Origin of the sequence: Nocardia neocaledoniensis, assembly GCF_003182135.1 — a bacterium.
GTDB classification, from domain to species: domain Bacteria; phylum Actinomycetota; class Actinomycetes; order Mycobacteriales; family Mycobacteriaceae; genus Nocardia; species Nocardia neocaledoniensis.
The window spans coordinates 1-23,021 of record NZ_QGTL01000018.1; the positions used below are offsets into that span (position 1 = coordinate 1).

General features: G+C 70.2%; 21 protein-coding genes and 1 pseudogene. 8 read left to right on the forward strand and 14 right to left on the reverse strand.

From position 1 onward, the window contains the following. A pseudogene (locus DFR69_RS31505) lies at positions 1-260 on the reverse strand (2-keto-4-pentenoate hydratase); the annotation flags it as partial. A gap of 308 nt (positions 261-568) precedes the next feature. Here DFR69_RS31505 and kstD point away from each other — a divergent pair. Together kstD and DFR69_RS31515 are read left to right on the forward strand one after the other, a co-directional pair. After that, a complete protein-coding gene (gene kstD, locus DFR69_RS31510; protein ID WP_110041338.1) occupies positions 569-2,260 on the forward strand; it encodes a 3-oxosteroid 1-dehydrogenase in 1,692 nt (563 codons plus the stop codon). Between the two features lie 63 nt (positions 2,261-2,323). Then, entirely contained in the window at positions 2,324-3,184 is an 861-nt protein-coding gene (locus DFR69_RS31515) for a MaoC/PaaZ C-terminal domain-containing protein (protein ID WP_110041441.1), read from the forward strand. A gap of 108 nt (positions 3,185-3,292) precedes the next feature. On the opposite strand, the gene DFR69_RS31520 is transcribed toward DFR69_RS31515, so the two are convergent. From DFR69_RS31520 to zapE, 6 genes are all read right to left on the reverse strand, one after another. Further along, positions 3,293-3,742, reverse strand: coding sequence for a hypothetical protein (locus DFR69_RS31520; RefSeq protein WP_110041339.1), 450 nt, complete (start codon positions 3,740-3,742; stop codon positions 3,293-3,295). After that, positions 3,739-5,013 carry a DUF58 domain-containing protein gene (locus tag DFR69_RS31525; protein ID WP_110041340.1) on the reverse strand — a complete coding sequence of 425 codons (1,275 nt, stop codon included), beginning with the start codon at positions 5,011-5,013 and terminating at the stop codon, positions 3,739-3,741. The genes DFR69_RS31520 and DFR69_RS31525 overlap by 4 nt, the downstream gene beginning before the upstream one ends. After that, positions 5,010-5,972 (reverse strand): AAA family ATPase, encoded by a 963-nt coding sequence (locus tag DFR69_RS31530; protein WP_110041341.1) that lies wholly within the window; start codon positions 5,970-5,972, stop codon positions 5,010-5,012. The genes DFR69_RS31525 and DFR69_RS31530 overlap by 4 nt, the downstream gene beginning before the upstream one ends. A gap of 17 nt (positions 5,973-5,989) precedes the next feature. After that, positions 5,990-6,484: a hypothetical protein gene (locus DFR69_RS31535; protein WP_244198555.1), complete on the reverse strand. Its 495-nt coding sequence runs from the start codon at positions 6,482-6,484 to the stop codon at positions 5,990-5,992. Positions 6,485-6,554: 70 nt separating this feature from the next. Continuing rightward, positions 6,555-7,493 (reverse strand): DUF4129 domain-containing protein, encoded by a 939-nt coding sequence (locus tag DFR69_RS31540; protein WP_244198556.1) that lies wholly within the window; start codon positions 7,491-7,493, stop codon positions 6,555-6,557. 130 nt (positions 7,494-7,623) lie between these two features. Then, positions 7,624-8,580 (reverse strand): cell division protein ZapE, encoded by a 957-nt coding sequence (gene zapE, locus DFR69_RS31545; protein WP_110041343.1) that lies wholly within the window; start codon positions 8,578-8,580, stop codon positions 7,624-7,626. Positions 8,581-8,645: 65 nt separating this feature from the next. Between zapE and DFR69_RS31550 the strand changes: the two genes are divergently transcribed. After that, positions 8,646-9,320 (forward strand): TetR/AcrR family transcriptional regulator, encoded by a 675-nt coding sequence (locus DFR69_RS31550; RefSeq protein WP_110041344.1) that lies wholly within the window; start codon positions 8,646-8,648, stop codon positions 9,318-9,320. A gap of 15 nt (positions 9,321-9,335) precedes the next feature. On the opposite strand, the gene DFR69_RS31555 is transcribed toward DFR69_RS31550, so the two are convergent. Genes DFR69_RS31555 through DFR69_RS31585 form a run of 7 tightly spaced genes read right to left on the reverse strand, consistent with a single transcriptional unit; the run spans position 9,336 to position 16,768 of the window. After that, entirely contained in the window at positions 9,336-9,776 is a 441-nt protein-coding gene (locus tag DFR69_RS31555; protein WP_110041345.1) for an NUDIX domain-containing protein, read from the reverse strand. 21 nt (positions 9,777-9,797) lie between these two features. Further along, complete coding sequence (locus DFR69_RS31560; protein ID WP_110041346.1) at positions 9,798-10,964, reverse strand: lipid-transfer protein; 1,167 nt, start codon at positions 10,962-10,964, stop codon at positions 9,798-9,800. After that, positions 10,961-11,383: a MaoC family dehydratase gene (locus DFR69_RS31565; protein ID WP_110041347.1), complete on the reverse strand. Its 423-nt coding sequence runs from the start codon at positions 11,381-11,383 to the stop codon at positions 10,961-10,963. The genes DFR69_RS31560 and DFR69_RS31565 overlap by 4 nt, the downstream gene beginning before the upstream one ends. Positions 11,384-11,441: 58 nt before the next feature. Beyond that, complete coding sequence (locus DFR69_RS31570; RefSeq protein WP_146229476.1) at positions 11,442-12,416, reverse strand: bifunctional MaoC family dehydratase N-terminal/OB-fold nucleic acid binding domain-containing protein; 975 nt, start codon at positions 12,414-12,416, stop codon at positions 11,442-11,444. Further along, positions 12,413-13,576: an acyl-CoA dehydrogenase family protein gene (locus tag DFR69_RS31575; protein ID WP_110041348.1), complete on the reverse strand. Its 1,164-nt coding sequence runs from the start codon at positions 13,574-13,576 to the stop codon at positions 12,413-12,415. The genes DFR69_RS31570 and DFR69_RS31575 overlap by 4 nt, the downstream gene beginning before the upstream one ends. After that, positions 13,561-14,640 (reverse strand): acyl-CoA dehydrogenase family protein, encoded by a 1,080-nt coding sequence (locus DFR69_RS31580; RefSeq protein WP_186817379.1) that lies wholly within the window; start codon positions 14,638-14,640, stop codon positions 13,561-13,563. The genes DFR69_RS31575 and DFR69_RS31580 overlap by 16 nt, the downstream gene beginning before the upstream one ends. Before the next feature lie 4 nt (positions 14,641-14,644). Then, positions 14,645-16,768, reverse strand: coding sequence for an acyl-CoA dehydrogenase family protein (locus DFR69_RS31585; protein WP_110041350.1), 2,124 nt, complete (start codon positions 16,766-16,768; stop codon positions 14,645-14,647). A gap of 124 nt (positions 16,769-16,892) precedes the next feature. Between DFR69_RS31585 and kstR the strand changes: the two genes are divergently transcribed. The 5 genes from kstR to DFR69_RS31610 all read left to right on the forward strand — a co-directional run bounded on the left by kstR (position 16,893) and on the right by DFR69_RS31610 (position 23,001). Then, positions 16,893-17,507, forward strand: coding sequence for a cholesterol catabolism transcriptional regulator KstR (kstR, locus tag DFR69_RS31590; RefSeq protein ID WP_019044699.1), 615 nt, complete (start codon positions 16,893-16,895; stop codon positions 17,505-17,507). A 185-nt stretch (positions 17,508-17,692) separates the two neighbouring features. Then, complete coding sequence (otsB, locus tag DFR69_RS31595; RefSeq protein ID WP_110041351.1) at positions 17,693-20,263, forward strand: trehalose-phosphatase; 2,571 nt, start codon at positions 17,693-17,695, stop codon at positions 20,261-20,263. A 153-nt stretch (positions 20,264-20,416) separates the two neighbouring features. Then, the gene (locus DFR69_RS31600) at positions 20,417-21,280 is read left to right on the forward strand and encodes a metal ABC transporter solute-binding protein, Zn/Mn family (RefSeq protein WP_110041352.1); all 864 of its coding nucleotides are present in this window, start codon (positions 20,417-20,419) and stop codon (positions 21,278-21,280) included. A 72-nt stretch (positions 21,281-21,352) separates the two neighbouring features. Next, positions 21,353-22,135 (forward strand): metal ABC transporter ATP-binding protein, encoded by a 783-nt coding sequence (locus DFR69_RS31605; RefSeq protein ID WP_373867040.1) that lies wholly within the window; start codon positions 21,353-21,355, stop codon positions 22,133-22,135. Next, on the forward strand, positions 22,135-23,001 hold the full coding sequence (locus DFR69_RS31610) for a metal ABC transporter permease (RefSeq protein ID WP_110041354.1): 867 nt from the start codon (positions 22,135-22,137) through the stop codon (positions 22,999-23,001). Before DFR69_RS31605 ends, DFR69_RS31610 begins: the two co-directional genes overlap by 1 nt. Positions 23,002-23,021: the final 20 nt, after the last annotated feature.

Genomic DNA, 23,021 nt, shown 5'->3' on the forward strand with positions numbered 1-23,021 from the left:
ATCTCGGCGAGCAGGTGACCGTAATCGGGCTCGTCCACGCCCATCATCTGCTGCATCGCCTTCGACGACAGACCCACCTTGTGCCCGACCACCTTGGCACCGGCCTTCAGCCTGCGCTGGATATTGAGCAGCTGGATCTCATAGGCGTCGACCACATCGATATCGGGATACCGGTCGACGAGCGGCGACACGGCGACTCGTGTCTCCTCGGCATCGGCCAGTTCATCGGCGAGTTGAGTTCGTACCGCGTCGGGCAGCACGCGGACCTCCTTGGCAGCACGGTCAATAGGTGTGGGCCACGCTCCAGCCGAGCTGGAACCGTGTCCAGTTCTGGCCTGACCGCACCGCCAGCCGGGAAAGCTGGCGCGCGCGGTGAAGCCCGTAGTTCCGGACGTCAAAACTGTAACGGGTTGCGCATCGCTGCGTCAGCCGTTCACCTGACCATACAACGCAACCGGAGGTGATTTCTATAACACGTTCCAGTATGTGGAGGCGAAACGCCGACGCCACTGGAACAAGTTCCAGTTTGGACTGTCGAACAGGCGGACCCTTCTATAACGTGTTGCACATGAGTGATCGGGAATACGATGTGGTGGTCGTCGGTAGCGGCGCCGCCGGGATGACCGCCGCCCTCGCCGCGGCACACAACGGACTGAGCGTGGTCGTGCTCGAGAAGGCCGCGCACTACGGCGGTTCCACGGCCCGATCCGGCGGTGGTGTCTGGATTCCGGGCAACAAGGCACTGAAGGCGTCCGGCCGCCCGGACGATCGCGAGGAAGCCCGCACCTACCTGCACAGCATCATCGGTGACGTGGTGCCCGCCGAGAAGATCGACACCTACCTCGATCGCGGCGCCGAGGCGTTCGACTTCGTCCTCGACCACACCCCGCTGAAGATGAAGTGGGTTCCCGGCTACTCCGACTACTACCCCGAGGCGCCGGGCGGGCTCGCCCAGGGCCGTTCCTGCGAGCCGACGCCGTTCAACGGCAAGGTGCTCGGCGCGGAGCTGGCCAATCTGGAGCCGCCGTACGCCAAGGCGCCGCTGAACGTGGTCGTCATGCAGGCCGACTTCGTGCGCCTCAACCTGATCAAGCGCCACCCGAAGGGCATGATGCGCGCCCTGCGCGTCGGCGCGCGCACCTACCTGGCCAAGTTCACCGGTAAACACCTGCTCGGCATGGGCCAGGCGATCATCGCCGCCATGCGCAAGGGCCTGCTCGACGCGGGCGTTCCGGTGCTGCTGAACACCCCGCTCACCGACCTGGTGGTCACCGACGGCCGGGTCACCGGCGTCAAGGCCACCGTCGACGGCGAGACCGTCACCTTCACCGCGCGCTACGGCGTGGTCCTCGGCAGCGGCGGCTTCGAGCACAACGCCGACATGCGCGCCAAGTACCAGCGGCAGCCGATAACCACTGAGTGGACAACCGGCGCCGCGGCCAACACCGGAGATGGCATCGTCGCGGGCATGGCAGCGGGCGCGACGGTCGGGTTCATGGAGGACGCCTGGTGGGGTCCGACCATCTTCAAGGGCGGCAAGCCGTGGTTCGCGCTGGCCGAACGCAATCTGCCCGGCACCATCATGGTCAACGACCGCGGTGAGCGGTTCGGCAACGAGTCGGCGCCGTACGTCGAGGCCGTGCACACCATGTACGGCGGCGAGTACGGGCAGGGCGCCGGACCGGGCGAGAACATCCCGGCCTGGCTGGTGTTCGACCAGCGCTACCGCAACCGCTACATCTTCGCGGGTCTGCAGCCGGGGCAGCGGTTCCCCTCGCGGTGGCTGGAGAACGACTACATCGTCAAGGCCGACAGCATCGAGGAGCTGGCCGAGCGGATCGGCGTGCCCGCCGAGAACCTGGCCGCGACGGTCACCCGGTTCAACGGCTTCGCCGCCACCGGCAAGGACGAGGACTACGGCCGCGGCAACAGCCACTACGACCGCTACTACGGCGATCCGACCGTGAAGCCGAACCCCTGCCTGGCCGAGATCTCGCAGGGCCCGTTCTTCGCGGCCAAGATCGTCCCCGGTGACCTCGGCACCAAGGGCGGCCTGGTCACCGACACCGCCGGACGCGTACTGCGCGAAGACGATTCAGTGATCGAGGGCCTCTACGCCGCGGGCAACACCAGCGCCCCGGTGATGGGCCACACCTACGCGGGCCCCGGCGCCACCATCGGACCCGCGATCACCTTCGCCTACCTGGCCGTGCTCGACATCGTCGCGGCCAAGCGGAAAGAGGCGAAGGCCACCGCCTGACGTTCGTCGCGCCGCACCGCGACGGTGGTGCGGCGCACCAAGACCCAGCAGGAGACAAACACCATGCCCATCGATCTCGCGACCGCTCTCGGTGCCGAGCTGCCCACGCGGGAGTTCAGCTGGACGCCCACCGACGTGCAGCTCTACCACCTCGGCCTCGGCGCAGGCGCGCGTCAGACCGACCCGGTCGAGCTGACCTACCTCGACGACAACGCACCGCAGGTGCTGCCCACCTTCGCGACGGTAGCGCCGACCCTCGGCGAGACCGAGCCGCCGAAGGTGAGCTTCCCCGGCATCGAAATCGACCTGGCCAAGGTCGTGCACGGGCACCAGGAAGTGGTGGTGCACAAGCCGATTCCGGCCAGCGGCAAGGCGACGAGCACCGGCCGGATCAGCGAGATCTGGGACAAGGGCGCCAACGCGGTGATCGTGCAGGAGCACACCGTCGTCGGCTCCGACGGCGATCCGCTGTGGACGGTGCGCTCCTCGATCTTCGCCAGGGGCGAGGGCGGTTTCGGCGGCGAGCGCGGACCGAGCGCCAAGGCCGCGCTGCCCGAGCGCGCGCCCGAGGCGGAGATCCTGACCCCGACGCTGCCGCAGCAGGCCCTGCTCTACCGGCTCTGCGGCGATCGCAACCCGCTGCACTCCGATCCCGAATTCGCCAAGGGCGCTGGCTTTCCCGCCCCGATCCTGCACGGCCTGTGCACCTACGGCGTGGTCTGCAAGGCGATCACCGACGAGCTGCTCGACGGTGACGCGAGCCGGGTCGGCGGGTTCCGGGCCAAGTTCGCCGGGGTGCTGTACCCCGGTGAGACGCTGCGGATCAAGGTCTGGCGCGAGGGCGACGAGCTGATCGGCGCCGTCACCGTGGTCGAGCGCGAGGACGCGCCGGTCCTCGGCGAGGTGGCGCTGAAGATCGCCTGAGCCGAGTACTCGACGATGCCCGCCGGTTCCGACGACCGGCGGGCATCCGCGCGCCGAGGCCCGCCTGGACATCCCCTGATCGCACCGAATGGTCGCGTGGGCGACCGATCACTCCGGGTCGGGCGCGGTGGTGGTCGCTTCCCGGGTCGCCAGACCACCCACGAGCAGCGCGTAGATCAGCACGATCAGCACCGGGGCTGCCAGCGGCGCCCAGATCAGCTGCACCGGCACCAGGGCCGCGGTGGCGGCGGCGATCGTGAACAGAACCGCCCCGCCGACCGACGGAATCGTCGTCGGCACAACGCCTTCCGGCGCGTGCAGGACGGCGGCGTTGAGCAGATAGGTGGTCGCCACCAGCCCGGTCGCCGCGGCGGCGATCACGCCCACCTCCGCGAAGGCGAGCGCCGCGATCACCACGAGGACGGCACCCACCGAGGCGGGTCGCCACCACCAGCTCGCGACGACCAGCGCCAGCGCGAGAATCCCGGCGAGCGGCTGGATCAGCGCGACCGCGGCGACCAGCAGCAGGCCGGCGAGCAGGGCGAGGAATCTGATCATCGGCGCACCCGCACCGTCCGGCGGTGTTGCGGCAGCAGCCGCATGGACTGGTCGAGCCTGGTCTCGGCGGGCCAGGCGATGATGTCGACGCCGACCGAACCCATGTCGCGATACATCGACGCGCGCTCGAGCTGCCACATCCTGGCCATCGTCGGGTCGAGCCCGTCCTCGAACGGGGTGCCGCGCAGGACGTCGACGGCGACGACGACGTGCCCGCGTTTGCGCAGGTCGATCAGGGCCAGCGCGAACTGGGTGTCGAGCAGGGTGGAGAAGGCGACCACGATCGCGCCGATCGGCACCGCGGCGTGTGGGGCCAGGGTGCCGGTGGTCGGGACGTGCTCGTCGCCGACGCCGAGCACCGTGTCGACGATCCGGTAGAACTGCCTGCGGCCGATGTCGGGGCGCAGCCAGCGCGGCGACTCACCGAGGCAGACGACCGCGGTGCGGTCCCCGGCCTGCAGCGTGGACTGCACCACCTGGGCCGCGCCGCGCACCGACAGCTCCAGCGACGCGGTGGCCGGGCCCGGCGCCTGCTGGGAGGTGTCGACCAGCACGACCACGTCGGCGGAACGATTGGTGAACCGTTCGGTGACATAGAGCCTGCCGCGGCGCGCGCTGACCGGCCAGTTCACGGTGCGCAGCTGATCGCCGGGCGCGAAGGCCCGGATGTCGGCGTATTCGACGCCGGGGCCGTGCTTGCGCGTGAGATGCGTGCCGATCCGGTCGGGAAGTTCGGTGCGCGGCAAGCGCATTCGCTGCGGATCGGCGATCGGGTACACGTACAGCTTGGCGGCGGGCAATTCGGCGGTGGCGACCGCGAGCCCGGCCGGGCTCAGCGCGGACACCTTGACCTGCACCGGATATCGGCCCCAGCGCGCCGCCGAGAGACCGAGCCGCATCCCCGCGGGCGCGGTGCCGGAATCGTGCGCCTCCTCGACCTCGATCTCGAGCCCGGACAGCGGCACCGCGGTCATCCGCAGCAGCGCGTGCCCCTGCTCGACGAAGGCGACCGCGTTGCAGCCGACCACCTCGCCCTCGAAGCAGCGCACCGTGCCGCTGCCGTCGACCTGGATCCTGGTCGGGTTCCGCTGCCACGGCGCGGTGACCAGCACCCCGAGCATCGGCGCGGCGAAGACGACGAGCTGCCACTGCCCCCGCAGGACCGCGACGACCAGCGCGACCGCCGCGCACCCGGCCAGGATGAACACCAGCGGCGCCGGTCGCCACCGCAGCTCGACCTCGACGGTCCTGGATTCGTCGCGGTGCTTCATGTGCTGGTGGCGCGGGGCACCGGTAGACGGCGTAGCAGCTCGGTGATGACGTCCTCGCCGCGAATCCGGCGCACCCACATCTCGGGGCGCAGCGTGATGCGGTGCGACATGGCGGGCACCGCGAGCGCCTTGACGTCCTCGGGGATCACGTAGTCGCGCCCGAGCAGCAGCGCCCGTGCCCGCGACATCTGCACCAGATCGAGTTCGGCACGCGGGCTGGCGCCGACCTCCACCTGCGGATGACTGCGGGTCGCCGAGGCCAGCGCCACCACGTAGTTCACGACATCGGGGTGCACGGTGACGAATTCGACCGACTGGCGCATCTCCATCAGCCCCTGCGCGTCGACGACCTGGCCGACCTGCGGCGGGGTCGACCCGCGCTCGAGCCTGCGCCGGATCATCTGCGTCTCGTCCTGTTCGGAGAGATAGCCCAGGCGCAGCTGGATGGCGAACCGGTCGAGCTGGGCCTCCGGCAGCGGGTAAGTGCCCTCGTACTCGATCGGGTTGTCGGTGGCCAGCACGATGAAAGGCTGTGGCAACAGGAAGGTTTCGCCGTCGATGCTCACCTGCCCCTCGGCCATGGCCTCCAGCAGCGCGGCCTGCGTCTTCGGCGGGGTGCGGTTGATCTCGTCGGCGAGCAGGACGTTCGTGAAGACCGGACCGCGACGGAAGTTGAACCGGCCCGACGACATGTCGTAGATCGTCGAGCCGAGCAGATCGGCGGGCAGTAAATCAGGCGTGAACTGCACGCGGGTGAAATCCAGGCCGAGCGCGGCGGCGAAGGATCGCGCGATCAGCGTCTTCCCGAGACCGGGCAGGTCCTCGATGAGGATGTGTCCTCCGGACAGGACGGCGATCATGATGAGCTGCAGCTCATCTCGCTTGCCGACCACGACCCGGCCCAGCTCACGCAGCACGGCGTCGGAGCGCTGGACGGTCACGTTCAACGGCATGGTCATCGGTGGCCTCTAACCCCTCACATCGTCTGCAATCGGCGCAGGATCTCATCCAGCGCCGCCCTACCCGGTGCGCGACCGACCTGGTCGCGCAGTGCCGAGTTCGCCGGGTCGACCCAGCGCCACAATTCGGGACCGAACTGCAGTTGTCCGGCGGCCTCGGTGGCGCGCCGGTTCTTGGCGACCCGCAGGCCGGTGGACAGTTCGAACTCCTTGGCGAGCAACGGCCGCAGGTGCCGATCCCAGTCGGCCCTGGTGCCGTCGGCGCGCGCGGTCAGCATGGACGCCCGCGCGTGCCAGCGGCCGAGCATCTCGGCCGGGCCGTTGTCGATGTACTCGGTGAGCGGTTCCTCGCGCACCACCCGCTGCCGCATCGACCAGATCAGCATGGCCAGCGCGACCGCGACCGGCAGGGCCACCGCGAGCAGCACCGCGTCGCGGGCCATCCGCACCAGCAACAGTTCGAGCGCGGCCACCACGATCACCGCGGTCCACACGACACCGGATCGATTCACTCTGTGTCCTCCCGGCATGCTCGGGCGCCCTGCGTGGTCACGCAAGCTACCGCCTCCGGGCGCTGACCGCTCATGCCGGCACCAACCTTCGCTGCAGATCCGAGAGCACGATGCGCAGCAGCTGTTCGGCGCGCATGCGCTGCCATTCCAGCATCGAGTGCGGGCTGAACCGCGCCTCCTCGAACAGCGCGACCAGCTCGCGGGCCGAAGCATCGTGCAGCACACCGCTTTCGAACGCGCGGGCGAGCACTTCCATCGGGGTGTCGGAGGCCAGCGGCCGGGCGGCGCGGTCGCTGGACAGGCCGCGCTCCATGGCCACGTAACAGGCGATGATGGCGGTGCGCGGATCCTGGCCTGGCGCGTTCATCGCCGCCAGGCCCATCTCGGCGGCCCTGGTGAGCGAGTCGACGGCGCTCGGTGGGGTCTCGGCCTGCGCGGGCGTCGCGGCGGCGGGTTCGCGGCGCGCGGCGACCGCGACCACGATCAGCCCGAGCAGCGCCACCACGATCAGCGCGATGGCCAGCGCGGCCGCGATCAGCAGCGCCGTGCCGGTGAGCTCGGCGGGGCCGGTGCCCGGATCGGGGGCCGGCGCGTCGGTGGGTGTCGGCACGGGGCCGGAGCCTTCGGGCCTGGTTGTGGGACCGGTGCGCGTCGTGCGCGCACCGGGCAGCAGGAACAGCGCGGCGACGCCTGCCGCGAAGACCAGCGTGAGCGCGGCGAGGATCAGCGGGCCGAGCAGCGCCAGGCGCCGCCAGTTGAAGGGCGGGGTCGCCTCGCGTTCGACCTGCGGCATGGCCAGCGGCAGCCGGTGCTGGCTCGCGATCACCCCGGCGACCAGGATGACGATGGACACCAGCAGCAACACCGGCATCACCGCCACCAGCAGCGGCGAGGGCGCGCGGTCCGATGATTCGGCGGATTCGGCGCCGGGCAGATATCCGTGCAGCGCGATCGTGGCAGCGACGAGTAGCGCGATCACGACGATCGCCCGCGTAATGGGCTGACTCACCCCGATCACTGCTGTACCACCAAACCCAAGAGCCTGCACAAAACAGCCACATAGTTACACGCCGGGTGGTGTGCCCGGGAGGAAATCGATACTTCGGATGACCTCCCTTTTATTGTCCTCTCCGCCGGTGTTACACGGTACGAATGGCCGTATCGGCGATATGTGACGTTTCACTGAGTCGGCTGGCCGTGCGGGCCAGGTCGGGAACCGCGGGTACCCCCGCGGTCAGCTCGGCGAGGGGTGCGGCCGCGTGGACGGTGCAGGGCAGGTCGGCGTCGTAGAGCACGTCGATCAGATTGACCAGGCGCATCGCCTGATCAGGCGGCACCTCGCGCAGGCGAGGGACCGCGCGCAGGGTCCAGCGCCGGAAGCGCCTGCTGAGGCGCAGGTAGTCGGCGGCGCTGGTCGGCGCGCCGCAGAGGTCGGCGAAGGCGAAGGTCACCGCGTCGGCGTCGACGGCGAGCGCCGCGACGGAACGACCGTCGCCCAGGTCGATCGCGATGTCGCCGCGGGGCGAGGAAGCCGGGTCGAGGACGTAGGCGCCCGAGCGGAAACCACTGTCGTGTGCGACGCCGAGGGTGCGGTAGTCGAGCGGGCCGTCGAGGGTGACGACGTCGAGGTGGGCGAGGATGCGCTCGATGCTGGGCACGAACCTGTCGTGGAACAGCGGGTTGGGCAGCAGCTCCCGGGGCGCCTGGTTCGAGGTGACGACGAGGGTGCGGCGCTGTGTGAACAGGGCGTCGAGCAGGCGGGCGATGAGCATGCCGTCACCGATGTCGTTGACGTGGAACTCGTCGAAGCACACCAGATCGGCCGTGCCGAGCAGGCTTTCGACGGCCTGTTCGATCGAGCCGAGGGTGTGCGCGGCCGAGTGCAGTTCGGCGAAGAAGGCATGGAAGTGGAAGCGGCGCTTGTGTTTCGGATCGGCGGTGGCGAAGAACCGATCCATCACCATCGTCTTGCCACGGCCGGGCCTGCCGTGCAGGTAGACGCCGCGCCCGCGCCGGCGCGGTCTGCCGTGCCGGTCCAGGAGTTCCGCGAGCCTGCTCGCCGCCGCAGCCTGCGCCGGATCGAGAACCACCGTCATGCCGACCTCCCATGTCCTCTACAGTTGTAGAGGACGGCCCCGATGGCGGGCCAGGGAAGGTGACGATGTCCACAGACCGCAGAGCGCTGATCGTGACGGGCGCGATCGAGCTCATCGCGACGCGCGGCATTCGCGCCCTCACCCACCGCGCGCTCGACACCGCGCTCGCCCTGCCTGCGGGTTCGACGTCGTACTACTTCCGGACCAGGCAGGCCCTGATCGCGGCGGTGGCCCATGGCATCACCGCCCGGTCACACGCCGACTTCGCCGAGATGCGCACGGCGCACGGCGGCTCGGCCACGGACCAGGCCGGACGTGGCGAACCCACCACAGCGGGAGGTGAAGCGGCTGCGGGTGCGGGCGATCCCACGGAGATCGCCCGCGGGATCGCGACCTGGCTGGACGGGCTCCTGAGCGAACGGCACGCCGAACTCGTCGCCCGGCACGCGCTGATCATCGAGGTACGCGGCGACACCGACCTGCGCGCGCGACTGGCGAACAGCCTGTTCTCCCTGGCCGGCGCCACCGAACTGTTCACGACGCTGGGCGCCGCCGACCCCGCGGCGGCGGCCGCCGACTTCCTGGCCCTGCTGGAGGGGCTGGTCTTCGACCGGATCGCCGGAGTGCGGGCTGGGATCGATCACAACGTCGAGCAGCTCGCGCGCCCCATCACCCGGTTCCTGACAGGCGCAGTACCGGATCACCCGCTGACGCGAATTCCGGAGGTCAACCAGGGTTGACGCAACGCGGGGGCATCAGCGGCCCGGCCAACCGAATTCCGAATAGGGACTCGCCGAATTCACGGCGGCAATTCCGAGCGCCGAATATTCGATCAGATCGGCGGGGAGTTCGTTCAGCGTAAACCACTGCACGGCATAGCATTTGTCAGGCTCACGATTGAAAGGCTCGCCCTGCCACCACTCGGCGCGGAAGAACAGGCCGAGGCGGGCTTCCCGGCTGGGCGCCGTCACGTGGGCGACATGGATCAGCCGCAGAGCGGCGGGGTCGATCTCGACCCCGACCTCCTCCGCGGCCTCCCGTGCTGCGGCGGCCGTTGCCGACTCGCCGTCTTCCAGCTTCCCCGCGGGCAGATGCCAGCGGCGGTCGAACTCGTCACCGCTGCGGCGCCGGCTCAGCAGGACCGAGTCGTCACGGATCAGCAGCACGTGGACATCGACCAGATGGCGTGGAGTCACCTGGTCGAGCCTACGAAAGCGCTAGCCGGTGAGCACCAGTCCCGAGGTGGGGACGCCGGTGCCCGCGGTGACCACGATGCGATCCAGGCCGTCGACCTGGTTCACCGAGGTCCCCCGGATCTGCCGCACGCCCTCGGCGATGCCGTTCATGCCGTGGATGTAGGCCTCGCCCAGCTGACCGCCGTGGGTGTTCAGCGGCAGCTTGCCACCGATCTCGATGGCGCCGTCGGCGATGAAGTCCTTGGCCTCGCCGCGGCCACAGAACCCCAATTCCTCGAGCTGCATGAGCACGAACGGGGTGAAGTGGTCGTAGAGGATCGCGGCCTGCATGTCGGCGGCGCTCAGACCGCTCTGCGCCCACAGCTGGTCACCGACCAGACCCATTTCCGGCAGGCCGGTCATGGCGTCGCGGTAGTAGCTGGTCATCACGTACTGGTCGGCGCCGCTGCCCTGCGCGGCGGCCGCGATGATCGCGGGTCGCTGCGGGAGGTCACGTGCGCGCTCGACGCTGGTGACGACGATGGCGACGCCGCCGTCGGACTCCTGGCAGCAGTCGAGCAGATGCAGCGGTTCGGCGATCCAGCGCGAATCCTGGTGCTGCTCCAGGGTGATCGGCTTGCCGTAGAAGAAGGCGTCGGGGTTCACCGCGGCGTGCTTGCGGTCGGCCACCGCGACGGCGCCGAAATCGGCACTGGTCGCGCCGGTGACGTGCATGTACCGGCGCGCGACCATCGCGACCTGCGCCGCGGGCGTACCGAGGCCCTGCGGGTAGGCCCAGCCCGCGTCGATCCCGGAGGAGGTCGGCGCGGCGGCCAGCGCGGGCGAGAACTGGCCGAACCTGGCGCCGGAGCGCTCGTTGAACGCGCGGTAGGCGACCACCACGTCGGCCACGCCGGTGGCCACCGCCATGGCGGCCTGCTGCACGGTCGCGCACGCCGCGCCGCCGCCGTAGCCGATGTGGCTGAAGAACTTCAGGCTCGGGATGCCGACCGCCCTGGCCACGGCGGCCTGGGTGTTGGTGTCCATGGTGAAGGTCGTCAGGCCGTCGACGTCGGCGGGCGTGAGGCCCGCGTCGGCCAGCGCCGCGCTGACCGCCTCGGCGGCGAGCCGCAATTCGCTGCGGCCGGAGTCCTTCGAGAAATCGGTGGCGCCGATGCCGACGATGGCGGCTTTCCCGGACAAGCTCATGACTGCTCCAGAGAAGGTAGGGAGATCACCGCGGTGGCCGTGATGTGCTCGCCGAGGCTGTCGCGACCGCGCACGTCGATCGTCACCTGCGCGCCGGACACCTCGGTCACCGTGCCCGAAAGGGTCAGTGTGTCACCGGAATACAGCGGCACGCCGAGACGCAGCGCGATCGACTTCACCACGGCGGTCGGCCCAGCCCAGTCGGTGACGAAGCGCTGAACGAGGCCGGTGTCGGTGAGGATGTTGACGAAGATGTCGCTGGACCCGCGCTCGACCGCCTTGTCGCGGTCGTGGTGCACGTCCTGGAAGTCCCTGGTCGCCAGGGCGGTACTGATCACGAAGGTGGGATCGGCGTGGATCACCAGCTCCGGGAGCGCGGTACCCACCGCTAGCGCGGCGGGATCGATGGTGGTTGTCACAAGCGGGTCCTTTCCGGACGGGCAGGGCGAGTCGGCGCGGCGCGACGGGGCGCGGCACTCACCGCTGGGCCTGCCAGTAGGGCAGAACGGTGCCGTCGGGCAGTTTCTCGAAGGCCACGCGCACCGGGACACCGATCGCGACCTCGGACGGATCGATGCCGCGCAGCTCACCGAGCATGCGCACACCCTCATCGAGTTCGACCAGCGCGACGACGAACGGCAGTTCGCGGCCCGGCACCTTCGGCGCGTGGTGCACGACGAAGCTGAACACGGTGCCCGTGCCCGCCGCGACCACGTAGTCGGTGGTCTCGGCCTTGTCCTGCCACAGCGCCGGCACCGGTGGATGCCGCAGCGAACCGTCGGGCAGGCGCTGGATGCGCAGCTCGCCGATTTCGGTACCGGCCCAGAAGAATTCGGTGTCCTTCGAGATCACCGGGCCCACCCGGCCCTCGGGCGCCGGCTCGACGTCGCTCGCGGGCGCTTCCGCCTCCTTCGCGGCGGGCGCGAATTTCAGGATGCGGAACAGCATTTCGGTGACCACCTCGTCACCGACCGACCAGGTGGTGGTGAAGGTGAGGAACCAGCCGTCGCCGAGCCCGGTGCGCTTGGGGCCCTTGAACTCCGAGAGCCTGCTGGTGACGGTCACCTCCTCGCCCGGCTGGAGGTAGCGGTGGTAGGTCTGCTCGCAGTTGGTGCCGACGACGGAGGTGTAGCCCGCCTCGTCCAGCAGCTGCGTCGCCAGGCCGAGCGGGTCGTCGGCGGTGCGCTGACCGTGCAGGCCGTTCATCGTCCACACCTGCGCCATGGCGGGCGGCGCCACGATGCCCGGGTGCCCGGCGGCCTTGGCGGCGGCCTCGTCGACGTAGATCGAGTTGGTGTCGCCGATCGCCTCGACCCAGTTGTTGATCATCGGCTGGTTCACCGGATCGCGCCCGGCCCGCGGCGCGGACTCGCCGGCCGCGGCCAGCTTGGCCAACGCCTCTGGGATGTCTTCTGGGGTGATGCTCTCCGGCACGCCCGGCTCCTTGCTCATCGGGGGACGCGCGGCAGTTCGAGGCCGGCCGAGGCCACCAGTTCGCGCATGATCTCGTTGACGCCGCCGCCGAAGGTGACGACGAGGTTCTGCTTGGTGCGCCGGTCCAGCCAGCCCAGCAGTTCGGCGGTGTCCGGCTCGGCGGGATCGCCGTAGCGGCCGATGATCTCCTCGACCACCCGGCCCGCTTCCTGCAGCGACTCGGTGGAGAAGATCTTGGTGGCCGAGGCGTCGGCGATCACCGTGTTCTGCGCCGCGGCCGGGTCGGCGGCCGCGACCTGCCAGTTCAGCAGTTCGTTGAGCCGCACCATGGTGCGCACCCGGCCCAGGGCGCGGCGCACCTCGGGCTCACCGAGCACCTGGTGCTCGGCCGACCAGTCGTGCAGGCGGTCGTAGAGCTGCTCGATCTTGCCCGACGGGCCGAGGCTGACGCGCTCGTGGTTGAGCTGGGTGGTGATCAGCCGCCAGCCGCGGTTCTCCTCGCCGACCAGCATGTCCGCGGGCACCCGCACGTCGTCGAAGTAGGTGGCGTTGGTGTGGTGGGCGCCGTCGCAGGTGATGATCGGCGTCCACGAGTAGCCGGGGTCCTCGGTGTCGACGATCAGGATCGTGATGCCGCGGTGGCGCGACTCGACCGAGCCGGTGCGGCAGGCCAGCCACACGTAGTCGGCCTCGTGCGCGCCGGTGGTGAAGATCTTCTGCCCGTTGACGATCCAGTCACCGTCGCCGTCGCGCACCGCGGTGGTGCGCAGGGCGGCGAGGTCGGTGCCCGCCTCCGGCTCGGAGTAGCCGATGGCGAAATGGATGTCGCCGGACAGGATTCCGGGCAGGAACTTCTTCTTCTGTGCCTCGGTGCCGTACTTCTGCAGGGTCGGGCCGACGGTCAGCAGGGTCACCAGCGGCAGCGGCACGTCGGCGCGCACCGCCTCGTTGAAGAAGATCTGCTGTTCCATCGGGCCGAAGCCCTGGCCGCCGAATTCCTTCGGCCAGCCGACGCCGAGCCAGCCGTCGCGGCCCATCCGGCGCACCACCTCGCGGTAGGCGTCGCCGTGCCGGTTGACCGCCATCTCAGCGTGTTCCTCGGGCGTGACGAGGTCGGCGAAATAGGAACGCAATTCTTCGCGCAACCGCCGCTGTTCGGCGGTCAGATCGATGAACATCTTGCTCCCAGAAGGTCGAGGCGCAGGCCCGCGCCGCCGAGCAGACGGGCGAGGTCTTTGGCCTGTGAGTAGTACCGGTGCATGGGGTGGGTGATATCCACACCCAGTCCACCGTGCAGGTGGTGGCATTGCTGCATGGCGCGCGGAACTTCGGCGGCGGCCCAGTAGGCGAGCACGTCGAGGTCCTCGTCGATGCGGCGCTGGTGCTCGGGCGAGGAGTCGTCCTGGGCCAGTGCCCAGCACGCCGACTCCGCGGCCACGTGCAGGGTCCGCGAGACCACGTACAGGTCGGCGATCTCCTGCGCCACCGCCTGGAATTCGGCCAGCGGCCTGCCGAACTGCTCGCGGGTGCGGACGTGTTCGGCGGTCAGTGTGAGCGCGCCCTTGAGCAGGCCGTCGGCGACCGCGCCGAGGGTGGCCAGTGCATGCCGGTGCAGGCTGGGCAGCAGATCCGGCAGCAACCGCGCGGCCGGGATCTCGACCTCGTCGAGCACCAGCGTCGCCTCGGGAATGCCCGCCGAGCCCGCCACCGGGACGATCTCCAGACCGGGAGCCACCGATTCGACGAGCGCGACGCCCGCGTCGGTGGGCACCAGGATCCAGCGCGCCTGCTCGGCGTAGATCACGCCAACCTTGCGACCGGTGATCCGCACGGTGTCACCGTCGCGCACGGCCTTGGTGCTCGGCGCGGTGGTGAACGGCGCGCCCGGCTCGTTGAGTGCCGCGGTGAGCACGGTGCCCTTGCCCACCTCGCCGAGCACCAGCTCGGCCAGGTCGTCGGGCAGCACCGGCGCCAGCGGCAGCACGCCGAATCCGAAGGTCGGCAGCGCCGGCACCGCCACCGCGTCGGTGGCCAGCTCCATGAGCAGGGCCGACACCTCGAGCAGGCCCATGCCGTCGCCACCGAAGCGCTCGGGCACCGGCACCGCGAGCAGGCCGGAGTCGATCAGGCTCGGCCACAATTCCATATCTCGGGCCTGCTCGCGTTCGAGCAGGCTCACGACCACCTCGGCAACAGCGTCGGCGCTTTCGTCGCGGGTGAAGTCCACGGCGTCCTCCCTCATCGAGCTAACTGTCCGCATCGCGCGGCAGGCCGAGAATCCGTTCGGCGGCCACGGTCAACAGGATCTGCTCGGTACCGCCCGCGATGGAGAGACAGCGTGTGAGCAAGAATTCTTTCAGAGCGTCTTCTTCCAGGGAACCTTCTTCGCCGGAAAGTTCCAAGGCGTATTCCGCCAGGTCCTGCCGGTGCCGGACACCGACGAGTTTGCGCACGCTCGCCTGGGCGCCCGCATCCACTCCGGCCATCGTCGCCTCCGCGATGCGCTGCTCCAGCAATGAGCCAGCAATCGAGGAGGTGATCAGGGCGCCGAACCGGTCCTCACGCAACTCTGTTCCCCATCCACCGACCGGGAAACGGTCGAGCAGCGCCTCCAGCGCGCCGCCGATGCCGCCGCCGCCCATGGCGACCCGCTCGGCCGAGAGGGTGGTGCGCGCGATCTTCCAGCCGTTGTTCAGCGCGCCGACCAGGCAGTCGTCCGGGACGAAGACCTCGTCGAGGAAGACCTCGCTGAAGCGGGCCTCGCCGGTGATCGTCACCAGCGGCCGTACCTGCACCCCGGCGGCGTGCATGTCGACCAGGAAGTAGCTGATCCCGCGATGCTTGGCGGCGCTCGGATCGGTGCGCGCCAGGCAGATGCCCCAATTCGCCTCCGAGCCCAGCGAGGTCCAGACCTTCTGGCCGCGCAGCACCCAGCCGCCGTCTACCTTCTCGGCCGTGGTGCGCAGCGCCGCGAGGTCCGAGCCGGCGCCCGGCTCGCTGAACAGCTGACACCAGGTGACCTCGCCGTGCAGCGTCGGCCAGACATAGCGCTCGATCTGCGCCTCGGTGCCGAAGCGCAGCAGCGTGGGCACGGCCCAGCCGGCGACCGCGAGGTCGGGAACCTCGAGCTCGGCGCGGCGCAGCTGTTCGGCGATCTGCAGGCAGGTCATCGGATCAGCCTCGCGCCCATACGGTTTCGGCCAGTGCGGCATCACGAACCCGCCCTCGACCAGGGCCCGGTTCCGCGCTTCGGGAGCCAGCGCGGCGATGGCGGCGATCTCGGCGGCGAGCGCGGAATCGCCCGCGACGTCACCGAGGACGCGCTCGGCGCCGGTGGTGCGGCGCTGTCCTGCCCTGGTGAGTTCGGCGACCCTGGCCCGCCAGCGAGCCGACCCGCCGAGCAGCTGCCGCAGGGCGCTGGCCCGGCGCAGGTAGAAGTGCGCGTCGTGCTCCCAGGTGAAGCCGATCCCGCCGAGCACCTGGATGGCGTCCTTGGCGGTGTCGACCGCGGCGTCGAGCGCGGTGGCCGCGGCGACGGCGGCGGCGATCGGCAGTTCCGCCCCGCCCTCGTCGATCGCGGCGGCGGCGTCGGCGGCGACCGCGCGGATCAGCTCGGTGCGGCACAGCATCCACGCGCAGAGGTGCTTGACGGCCTGGAAGCTGCCGATCGGCTTGCCGAACTGCTCGCGGACCTTGGCGTAGTCGACCGCGGTGCGCAGGCACCAGCCCGCGACGCCGGCCAGCTCGGCCACCGCGAGGGCGACGAACAGGTCGGCGACATCGACGTCGGGGGCGAAGCCACGCGCCGACGGGACGGCGATCTCGGTGGCCGCGACCCGGGCCAGCGACACGGTGTGATCCGAGCTCGACAGCGGCGTGATGGTGACGGACGCGGCCGGGATCAGCAGCCAGCGCACCCCGTCGACGGTGTTCGCGGGGACGAGCACCTGGGTCTCGGTGTCGGCGCCGTAGACGAATTCCCATGTCCCGGTGACGATCCAGCCGTCGTCGGTGTCGACCGCCTTGGCCGCGACCTCGTCGGTCGGCACGGCGACACCGCACGGCGCGCCGCCGGTCACCGCGCCCTGGGTGATCAACCCGGCCAGCGCGGTGGCCAGTACCGGTCCGGCGACCAGGTCGTCGGCCGTCTGTTCCAGGAACACGGCGAGGTCGGCGACGGTTCCGCCGAGGCCGCCGTGCTCCTCGTCGAGCGCGACCTCGAAGAGGCCGAACTCGGTCAGCGCGGGCCAGTACGTGTGCCAGCTTCCGGCACCGCCGGCCCGCATTGTTGCAATCGGCGCGACCGAACTCGCCCAGCCCCGCAGCGACTCCGCGGCGGCTTTATGCTCGTCAGTGGTGGCGATGGTCACAAGAAAAACCGCCCTTCCGGCGTGGCTCCCACTCCTAGAACATGTTCTAATATCCGGGCCGGGTATAAGTCAAGAGACCTGCTCGGCAGACGATTCAGGTGCACTCAGCGAAAGGGTTTCCACGATGGACAGTCCCGCCCCCACGCCCACCGTGACGACACTGTCCGAGGACGAGCTGAGTTCCAACGCGCAGCGCGAACGGCGCAAGCGCATCCTCGACGCCACGCTGGCACTGGCCTCCAAGGGCGGCTACGACGCCGTGCAGATGCGCGCGGTGGCCGAGCGCGCCGACGTCGCCGTCGGCACCCTCTACCGCTACTTCCCGTCCAAGGTGCACCTGCTCGTCTCCGCCCTGGCCAGGGAATTCGAGCAGTTCGAGGGCAAGCGCCGCCCCCTACCCGGCGACGGCCCCTCCGAGCGCATGCACGGCCTGCTCACCCAGATCACCCGGATGATGCAGCGCGACCCGCTGCTCACCGAGGCCATGACGCGCGCGTTCATGTTCGCCGACGCCTCCGCGGCCGCCGAGGTCGATCGCGTCGGCAAGGTGATGGACCGTGTCTTCGCCCGCGCGATGAGCGACGGCGAGCCCGACGAGCGTCAGCTCGCCATCGCCAGGGTCATCTCGGACGTGTGGCTGTCGAACCTGGTGGCCTGGCTCACCCGGCGGGCCTCCGCGACCGACGTCACAGAGCGCCTCGAGCTCACCGTCGACCTGTTGCTGGGTGATCGCGGGTAACTCATACCCCCTGCGCATCGAACGGCCATATGCCCTCCTACGGAGGATGTATGGCCGTTCGTGCATATGCCCAGGATTTGCGAGACACCGCGCGCACAACCCGCCGCGCCGCCCGTGCGCCAGAATTGACGCAGTATTGTTTTTCGCGCCCCCTGATCAACTCCCCCGATCACTAGGTTGGATGCGTGAGCGCACAGGATCTGCCCTTGGATGTCCGCCGTGCACTGGCGTCGGTTGCGCGCGTGCCACGGCTCTTGGTTGCTTCGGACTACGACGGGACCATCGCCCCGATCGTGTCCGACCCGACGAAGGCGTTTCCCCATCGGGAATCGGTCAGCGCGCTACGCGCGCTCGCCGGTCTGTCCAACACCACCGCCGCGGTGATTTCCGGTCGCGCGCTACGTGATCTGGCCGCGCTCTCGCGCCTACCGGTCGAGGTGCAGCTGATCGGCAGCCACGGTTCGGAGTTCGACGTGGGCTTCGTGCACGCGATCGACAACGACGCCAAGCAGTTGCTCGCCGAGATCCAGACCGCCTTCGCCCAGATCGCCGCCGAGAACCCCGGCGTCACCGTCGAGACCAAGCCGGCCAGCGCCGCGCTGCACGTGCGCAACGCCAGCCCCGAGATCGGCAGGCGCGCACTGAATTCCGTGCGCCAGGGCCCGGCCTGCTGGGTCGGCGTCCAGGTGACCGAGGGCAAGGCGGTGATCGAGCTCGCGGTGATCCCGACCGACAAGGGCACCGCGCTCGACACCATCCGGCACCAGGAGAGTGCCTCGGCGGCGGTCTTCTTCGGCGACGACGTCACCGACGAGAAGGCCTTCCGCGTGCTGTCGGGACCCGATGTCGGCATCAAGGTCGGCGACGGCGAGAGCCTGGCCAAGCTGCGCGTGGACTCCACCGAGGACGTCGCCCGCGCGCTGGCGTTCCTCGTGGAGGAGCGACGCACCTGGCTCGCGGGCGCGAGCGCGCCCCGGATCGAGCGGCTGACCATGCTGGCCAGCCCGCGCTCGGTCGCGCTGCTGACCCCCGACGCGACGGTCACCTGGTTCTGCCACCCCGAGCCCGACTCGGCGGCGGTGTTCGCGCACCTGCTCGGCGGCGCGGCCGCAGGCCACTTCACCGTGGCGCCCGAACGCGCGGGCCTGCCGCTGTCGCAGCGCTACGTCGACGGCACGATGACCGTGCAGACCCGCTGGTCCAGCCTGCAGGTGATGGACTACCTGCCGCACGACGTGCCCGCCGACCGCACCGACCTGACCCGCGTGATCACCGGTGACGCGAAGGCCGTCGTCACCTTCGCGCCGCGGCCGGAGTTCGGCCAGGTGCCGGTGCGCATCGAGGCGGTGACCGGCGGCCTGCGGGTCAGCGGCACCAACGAGCCGATGGTGCTGCGCTCCCCCGGCGTCGAGTGGGAGATCCTGTTCGACGGCGTCAGCGAGCAGGCACGCGCGGTGGTCGATCCGTCGGCCGCGCCCGTCGTCCTCGAACTGCGCTGCGGCACAGCCGATCTGGCGCCCTCGATGACGCCGGAGCACCAGCGTCGGCAGCTCGCCGAGCAGTACTGGTCCGAATGGGCGGCCGGGCTGCAGCTGCCCCCGCTCAAGCCCGATCTGATGAAGCGTTCGGCGCTGACCCTGCGCGGCCTGGTGCACCGCCCGTCCGGCTCCATCCTGGCCGCGGCGACCACCTCGCTGCCCGAGGACATCGGCGGCGTGCGCAACTGGGACTACCGCTACTGCTGGCTGCGCGACGCCTCGCTCACCGCGCAGGCCCTGGTGCACCTCGGCTCGCTGACCGAGGCCGACGAGTTCCTCGGCTGGGTGCACCGCGTGCTCGACACGATCCCCGGCCCAGAGCGGCTGCACCCGCTGTACACGATCTACGGCGAGACGCTGCCCCCGGAAGCCGTCATCGACCTGCTGCCCGGCTACGCCGGTTCGCGGCCGGTGCGCGTGGGCAACGCGGCCAACATGCAGGTGCAGCTCGACGTGTTCGGGCCGATCGTCGACCTGATCACCACGATGGCGCACGAGCGGGAGCGCCAGGGCGTCACCGAGCCCGTCAAGGCGCTGCCCGATGCCGACTGGGAGCTGGTGCACGCCATGGTGTCGGCGGTGCAGCGGCGCTGGACCGAGCCCGATCACGGCATCTGGGAGATCCGCGGCAACCCGCGTCACCACGTGTACTCGAAGGTGATGGGCTGGCTCACGATCGATCGCGCGCTGACCCTGGCCGAGCGTTTCGACCGTCCGGCCGACCCCGAGTGGGCCCCGCTGCGCGACACCATCGCCGAGGAGGTGAAGGCGAAGGGCTGGAACGAGGAGGTGCAGTCCTACACCGCCGCCTACGACGGCACCGATCTCGACGCCGCGACCCTGCACATCGGCCTGAGCGGCCTGATCGACCCGGCCGACCCGCGCTTCGCGGCGACCGTCGTGGCGACCGAGGCCGAGCTGCGCAGCGGCGCGACGGTCTACCGGTACCACCACGACGACGGCCTGCCCGGCGGCGAGGGCGGTTTCCACCTGTGCGCCGCCTGGCTGGTGGAGGCCTACCTGCTCATCGGCCGCCGCTCCGACGCCGAGGCGCTGTTCGCCCAGCTCGTCGCCGCAGCGGGCCCCACCGGCCTGCTGAGCGAGGAGTACGACCCGGTCGCCGAGCGTTCTCTCGGCAACCACCCGCAGGCCTACAGCCACCTCGGCCTGCTGCGCTGCGCCCAGTTGCTCAGCCAGCCCGCCGACGTGCTGGTCTGACGGACCGTCGACGAAGCCGGGCTCGATTATCGAGCCCGGCTTTTCGATGCGGTTCGTGCTGGGTACTCGGTCCTGCTAATCTAAAACGGTAACGATTTCCATTATGAGTTTTCGGGTTTGCAGGAGTACCGCGTGAACAGTCGATTCGTCCGCATGTGTGCTGGTCTCACGGTGGGGGCGGCCGTCGCGGTCGGGCTCGCCGCCTGTGGTGACGGGTCCAAGGACTCCGAGGGGCTCGCGATCGTGGCGTCCACCAACGTGTGGGGTTCCATCGCGACCGCCGTCGCCGGGCCCGACGTCGAGGTGACCTCGATCATCAGCGATCCCGCCGCCGATCCGCACTCCTTCGAGACCTCGGCCACCGACACCGCCAAGATCAGCGACGCCGATCTGGTGGTGTTCAACGGCGGGCACTACGACGAGTTCATCGAGAAGGCCATCTCCGGCAAGGACAAGCGGACCGTCGAGGCGTTCGAGCAGCGCACCGACAAGAGCGACGAGAACGAGCACGTCTGGTACGACGTCACCACCGTCGCCGCCGTCGCCGACCGGATCGCCGCCCAGCTCGGCGAGCTCGACGGCGCCAACGCCGCCGCCTACACCGAGCGCGCGACGAGCTTCAAGAACCAGCTGATCGGCGTCAGCACCATCACCGGCACCATCGCCACCCAGCATCCCAACGCGCCGGTCGCCCAGTCCGAGCCGCTCGCGCACTACCTGCTGGTGGCCGCGACCGCGCAGGACAAGACCCCGCACGAGTTCCAGGAAGCGATCGAGCAGGAGACCGACCCGGCCCCGGCCGCCGTCGCCGCAACCCGCGACCTGATCACCGGCAAGCAGGTCAAGGCGCTGATCTACAACACCCAGACCGAGGACAAGGTGACCCAGGACCTGCGCACCGCGGCCCAGGGCGCCGGCGTCGCGGTCGTCGAGGTGACCGAAACCCTGCCCGCCGGTATGGATTACGTGCAGTGGCAGACCGCGAACGCCAAGGCGCTCGCCGCGGCACTGCGCTGAGGACCGACCGTGTCGACGACTGAGGAAGCGGCGCCCGCCGCCACCGCACCCGCGGACAGCACCGCCGCGGCCATCCGGCTGCGCGGCGCCACGCTGTCCTTCGGCGAGCGCACCCTGTGGCGCGAGCTCGACCTCGACGTCGCACCGGGCGAGTTCATCGCCGTCCTCGGTCCCAACGGCTCCGGCAAGACCTCGCTGCTGCGGGTGCTGCTGGGCAGGCTCGGCCTGACCGCGGGCACCGCGGAGATCGCGGGCAGGCGCGCCGATGTGGGCAACCCCGGCATCGGCTACATCCCGCAGCAGAAGACCATCGACGCCGGCGTGCAGTTGCGCGGTGTCGACCTGGTCGGCCTCGGCGTCGACGGACACCGGTGGGGCCTGGGCTGGCGCGGGCGCGGCGAGCGGGCCCGCAAGGTCGAGGCCGCGGTGGCCGCCGTCGGCGCGCAGAAGTTCGCGCGCGCGCCGCTGGAGACGCTCTCCGGCGGCGAGCAGCAGCGGCTGCGGGTCGCGCAGGCGCTCGTCGGCGATCCGTCGGTGCTGCTGTGCGACGAGCCGCTGCTCAGCCTCGACCTGGCCAATCAGCGGCTGGTCGCCGAACTCGTCGACCGGCGCCGCCGCGAACACGACACCGCCGTGCTGTTCGTGACCCACGAGATCAATCCCATCCTGCCGCTGGTCGACCGGGTGCTGTACCTGGTCGACGGCGAGTTCCGGATCGGCACCCCCGACGAGGTGATGACCTCGGCCACCCTCTCGGAGCTCTACGGCACCGAGGTCGAGGTGCTGCGGGTGCGCGACCGGCTGGTCGTCGTCGGCACCGGCGACGACATGGACGCGCTCGGCGGTACCGCCTGATGGACAAGCTCACCAAGGTCTGGCAGCAGATGTTCGACATCGGCACCACCGCCGACCTGCTCACCTACGACTTCGTCCAGCAGGCCCTGCTGGCCAGCGCTCTGCTCGGGCTGCTGGCCGGGCTGATCGGGCCGCTGATCGTCAGCAGGCAGATGTCGTTCGCCGTACACGGCACCAGCGAGCTGTCACTGACCGGCGCGTCGGCCGCGCTGCTGGCCGGGGTGGGGGTCGGGTTCGGCGCGATCGCCGGTTCAGTGGTCGCCGCGATCCTCTTCGGCTGGCTGGGTTCCCGTGCGCGCGAACGCGATTCGGTGATCGCGGTGGTGCTCTCGTTCGGGCTCGGCCTGTCGGTGCTGTTCCTGTGGCTCGCGCCCGATCGGGCCGGGTCGAAGTTCTCGCTGCTGACCGGGCAGGTCGCCAGCGTCGGCTACGACGGGCTCGCACTCCTGCTCACCTGCACCGCGGGCGTGCTCGCGGTGCTCTCGGTGGTGTATCGCCCGCTGCTGTTCGCCAGCGCCGATCCCGAGGTCGCGGTGGCGCGCGGCGTGCCGGTGCGGGCGCTGTCGGTGGTGTTCGCGGTGCTGCTCGGCATCACCGCCGCCTTCGGCGTGCAGATCGTGGGCGCGCTGCTGGTGCTGGCCATCCTGATCACCCCGGCCGCCGCGGCCGCCCAGGTGACGGCGAGCCCGCTGCGGGCGGCGCTGCTGTCGGTGATCTTCGCCGAGGTCGCCGCGGTGGGCGGGCTGCTGCTCTCGCTGGCGCCGGGCGTGCCGGTGTCGACCTTCGTCACCGCGATCTCGTTCACCATCTACCTGGTGTGCCGGGTGGTCGGGCACCGCAACCGGCGGCTGACTCCGGCCCGCTGAGAATTTGGTGTCACTCGGGG

Bases quoted from the DNA above. Each gene is read 5' to 3' on its own strand.
- kstD (WP_110041338.1), top strand. From the start codon at position 569: ATGAGTGATCGGGAATACGATGTGGTGGTCGTCGGTAGCGGCGCCGCC.
- DFR69_RS31515 (WP_110041441.1), top strand. From the start codon at position 2,324: ATGCCCATCGATCTCGCGACCGCTCTCGGTGCCGAGCTGCCCACGCGG.
- DFR69_RS31520 (WP_110041339.1), bottom strand. From the start codon at position 3,742: ATGATCAGATTCCTCGCCCTGCTCGCCGGCCTGCTGCTGGTCGCCGCG.
- DFR69_RS31525 (WP_110041340.1), bottom strand. From the start codon at position 5,013: ATGAAGCACCGCGACGAATCCAGGACCGTCGAGGTCGAGCTGCGGTGG.
- DFR69_RS31530 (WP_110041341.1), bottom strand. From the start codon at position 5,972: ATGACCATGCCGTTGAACGTGACCGTCCAGCGCTCCGACGCCGTGCTG.
- zapE (WP_110041343.1), bottom strand. From the start codon at position 8,580: ATGACGGTGGTTCTCGATCCGGCGCAGGCTGCGGCGGCGAGCAGGCTC.
- DFR69_RS31550 (WP_110041344.1), top strand. From the start codon at position 8,646: ATGTCCACAGACCGCAGAGCGCTGATCGTGACGGGCGCGATCGAGCTC.
- DFR69_RS31560 (WP_110041346.1), bottom strand. From the start codon at position 10,964: ATGAGCTTGTCCGGGAAAGCCGCCATCGTCGGCATCGGCGCCACCGAT.
- DFR69_RS31570 (WP_146229476.1), bottom strand. From the start codon at position 12,416: ATGAGCAAGGAGCCGGGCGTGCCGGAGAGCATCACCCCAGAAGACATC.
- DFR69_RS31575 (WP_110041348.1), bottom strand. From the start codon at position 13,576: ATGTTCATCGATCTGACCGCCGAACAGCGGCGGTTGCGCGAAGAATTG.
- DFR69_RS31580 (WP_186817379.1), bottom strand. From the start codon at position 14,640: ATGAGGGAGGACGCCGTGGACTTCACCCGCGACGAAAGCGCCGACGCT.
- kstR (WP_019044699.1), top strand. From the start codon at position 16,893: ATGGACAGTCCCGCCCCCACGCCCACCGTGACGACACTGTCCGAGGAC.
- DFR69_RS31600 (WP_110041352.1), top strand. From the start codon at position 20,417: ATGTGTGCTGGTCTCACGGTGGGGGCGGCCGTCGCGGTCGGGCTCGCC.
- DFR69_RS31610 (WP_110041354.1), top strand. From the start codon at position 22,135: ATGGACAAGCTCACCAAGGTCTGGCAGCAGATGTTCGACATCGGCACC.